This window comes from Nostocoides australiense Ben110 (genome assembly GCF_001050535.1).
GTDB classification, from domain to species: Bacteria; Actinomycetota; Actinomycetes; order Actinomycetales; family Dermatophilaceae; genus Nostocoides_A; species Nostocoides_A australiense.
This window is the reverse complement of record NZ_HG764815.1, coordinates 3,405,131-3,408,423: the sequence shown is the minus strand read 5'-3', so window position 1 is coordinate 3,408,423 and position 3,293 is coordinate 3,405,131. Positions and strand designations below refer to the sequence as shown.

At 64.0% G+C, this 3,293-nt stretch carries 3 protein-coding genes; 2 read left to right on the top strand and 1 reads right to left on the bottom strand.

The window, feature by feature from the left end; all coding sequences use genetic code 11:
• The first annotated feature begins 535 nt into the window (after positions 1-535).
• Positions 536-1,141, top strand: a complete 606-nt coding sequence (locus BN11_RS23010) for a DUF6318 family protein (RefSeq protein WP_157044233.1) — start codon at positions 536-538, stop codon at positions 1,139-1,141.
• Positions 1,142-1,554: 413 nt separating this feature from the next.
• Complete coding sequence (locus BN11_RS16575; protein WP_048699458.1) at positions 1,555-2,022, top strand: hypothetical protein; 468 nt, start codon at positions 1,555-1,557, stop codon at positions 2,020-2,022.
• Positions 2,023-2,227: 205 nt separating this feature from the next.
• Here the strand turns inward: BN11_RS16575 and BN11_RS16570 are convergent, their stop codons facing one another.
• Positions 2,228-3,217 carry an IS5 family transposase gene (locus BN11_RS16570; protein ID WP_048699457.1) on the bottom strand — a complete coding sequence of 330 codons (990 nt, stop codon included), beginning with the start codon at positions 3,215-3,217 and terminating at the stop codon, positions 2,228-2,230.
• Positions 3,218-3,293 lie beyond the last annotated feature (76 nt).

Here is a 3,293-nt window from a genome sequence, read left to right as displayed (position 1 = left end):
GGTGGTCGCGTCGGTGGACCGCCGCGAGCGTCACGGCGGCGACGGCGGCGCGGGTCTCGCTCTCTTGCTTGGTCATCACAACCCCCTCATTGGTGCCTTTGCACCATGAGACGCCCGGATGCGCCGATTGGATACCGGTGATCCGGAAAAAGTGGATAACTCGGGGGCCACTCCCGGGTCGACCCTGATCACGGCGGGCGACTGGGGGTGGCTGAGGTCCGGCTTCGCGTGGCGATCCCCGGACGACGCGGTGGGCGTCGTCGTTGACGCTGTCGTCGTTGACCCGCGGTAGTCGCCAGCCTATGCCTGGGTGCGGGCGGACGCGAGGGGTCTGGGGGGCGTCGGCGGCGGCGTGGCGGGGATCACAAGTCGTTCGCATCCGAAGCGTGGCTGTGGATAAGAGGGCGTTCCGGTGGCGAGATCGGGCGACCTGGGTCAAGGTGGAGGCCAGGACACGTCGTGGGCGGCCCCCGGGAAGCCGCCCGTCGGGAGGTTGGGAATGGCTCGAATTGGCAGCGCCCGCGCAGGGGCTTGCGTGGTCGTCATAGTCTGTGGCGCCCTGCTGGCTGGGTGTGACGGCGGCTCGGATCCGACGACGTCGGCGGCGACGGCGTCGGTGACGAGCACGAGTCCGGCCCCGACGAGTTCGTCGTCTCCGGCCTCGTCGAGCAGCACGTCGGCGAGCGCCAGCGAGTCCGCAACGAGCGAGGCGTATGTGCCGGTGAAGCCGAAATTCCCAAAGGGGGCGAAAGAGAATAGTGAGGCAGGCGCCGTTGCATTTGTAGAGTACTACTGGGCCGTAGTCAACTATGCCTTAACAAAACCCGACGCCGAACCGCTAATTCCGATCAGCGAGACTGATTGCAAACAGTGCGATCAGTACATAATCCTCGCAAATGACCTCCTGAGCAAGAGCGAGCGATTCGCCCCTGCCTTACTCTCCGTATCGACCACATCTATCGTTGCCTGGACCTCTAAGGACGTCCGCGTGAAGGCGGACTTATTGCTTCTAGAGTCGTGGCGCCTGTCGAGTTCCGGCGAGGTCAGGGACAAACAGGATTCGGAGAAGGCCAGTTTCCTACTTCGGCCCACTTGGAACGGTTTCGAGTGGAAAATGAAGGTTATCGGAGACCTCGGATGAAGAGGTCAGCTGCTTTGCTCACCACTTGGGCGGTCGCAATGGGCGCTCCGACTCTGTTCCTCGCAGAACCGATTCTGGCCTGCAACCCAATAATCAAGACCTGTGATACTGATCCTCACAGCATCGAGATCGGTGGGGAAACGACATGGAAATTGCCGCTTGGCTTAGGCCCGGGCGGCAGTGCCCCTTGGTACGCCTACGGCATATCAACGCTTTGCCCAGGCAACAATAGTAAAGAGCCTGGACATGATGACTTGTGCAACGCCGCGCAAATCTATTGCGACACTTCCCCTTACGGAGGGGATGGTCCGGCAGCTTACGTATTTCGCAGGTTGGCGGGCTCGGATGACCCGTGGGAGCGCGCCGCCGTCACCTGCTGGCCAGAGCTGGTGCCTGGCCCACGAACTCCCACTATGGGTGACGTCCAGAACGCCTTCCATCGCACCCCGTTCGCTAAGCCGCTGATCGGGATGCAGCCCCCGGACGGACGGACACTGATTCGACTTGACAACTACTTCGCCATGAAGTGGAGCGAGCAGGGGTACGAGCCAGAGGAGGTCGACAGCCTCAACCCGGCCGATTGGTTTGGGCTGACGGTGCGCATCAAGCCACAGTTTAAGTCCGTCGTCTACGACTTCGGCGACGGCACCTCGTTCGGGCCCACTACGGACCTTGGCGGGCCATACCCGACCGGCAACATCGTGAAGGCATACACCGACGCGGGCGTCTACACCACCCAGATCCACGCGACGCTCACCGGCCAGGTCTCCTTGAACGGCTCGGAGTGGATCGACATCCCCGGGCAAGCCGACCTCGACGGGCCCGTGACGCCGTTGACCGTGCTCACGGCGGACAACCGGCTGTACGCCTCGGGCGGCTGACTGGCGGCCGTTCGCTATCACCCTCGCCCCCACGTCCCGCCATCAGCGTCATGTGAGACCTAGGGAACCGCTGATCAACGGGCGATTCGTGGTCGGGCGGGCGAGGGATGTCGTGGGGGCGTCGGGATCGTGGCGATGGCCTGCTTGAGCATGGATCCTGGCCCCGGTTACGGGGGCCCTCTGGGCGGTTTCGGGCAGGCTGCCGCTATGCCGTCGCCTCGGTGAGGGCGACGGCACGGGCTCGCATCAGCCAGTTCGCTGAGGCGAACAGGACATGGAGGTGGTTGAGGTTCTTGCCGATCCCGCGGTACCGGGTCTTGGTGAACCCGAAGTCGCGCTTGACGATCAAGAAGGGATGCTCGACCTTGGCCCGCACACCCGCCTGTCGTGACTCCACGTCCCGGTCGTGGGCGTGCATCGTCTTCAACGTGCCCTTGCGGGCCGCGACCCGCCAATGGATCTTCGAGCGGTGTTCGTCGCCGGTGATCTCGGGCCGTTTCTGAGCACCCTGGTAGCCCGCGTCGGCGTAGGCGACCTCGTCATCGTCCCGCACCAGGTTGGCTGCCTCGTCCAGGTCGTGCACGTTCGCGGCGGTCGCGGTGACCGAGTGGACGTACCCGGTGCCCGCGTCGGCGCCGATGTGGGCCTTCATGCCGAAGTACCACTGGTTGCCCTTCTTGGTCTGGTGCATCTCCGGATCCCGGGTACCGGTGGCGTTCTTCGTCGAGGATGGCGCGGCGATGATCGTGGCATCCACAATCGAACCGCCCCGCATGATCCACCCCCGCTCCTCGAAGACCTCGTTCTGCGCCGCAAACAACTTCTCCCCCAGGTGGTGCTCCTCCAACAGGTGGCGGAAGTGGAGCAGGGTGGTCGCATCGGGGACCTGCTCGACAGCGAAATCCAGGCCCATGAACTTCCGCATCGCATAGGAGTCGTAGATCGCCTCCTCCACGCCCTCATCGGAGAGGTTGAACCACACCTGCAGCAGATACATCCTCAGCATCGTGCCGATCGGCGTGGCCTTACGGCCCCGCTTACCAGGCCTGTCCTGGAAGTAGTGGGGCTCGATCAACCCCACCCACCGACCCCACGGGATCGTGGCGTCCATCTGCTCCAAGAACTTCTCCCGGCGCGAAACCCGCCGCCGGTTGCCGTACTCGACGTCGGTGAAGGAGAGCTGCTCACTGTCCACGACCCCATCATTTCCCGACCCGCCCGGCCGAGCCAGCCAACAGGCCGCACAGTCCTAAAGATCAGCGCTTCCCTAG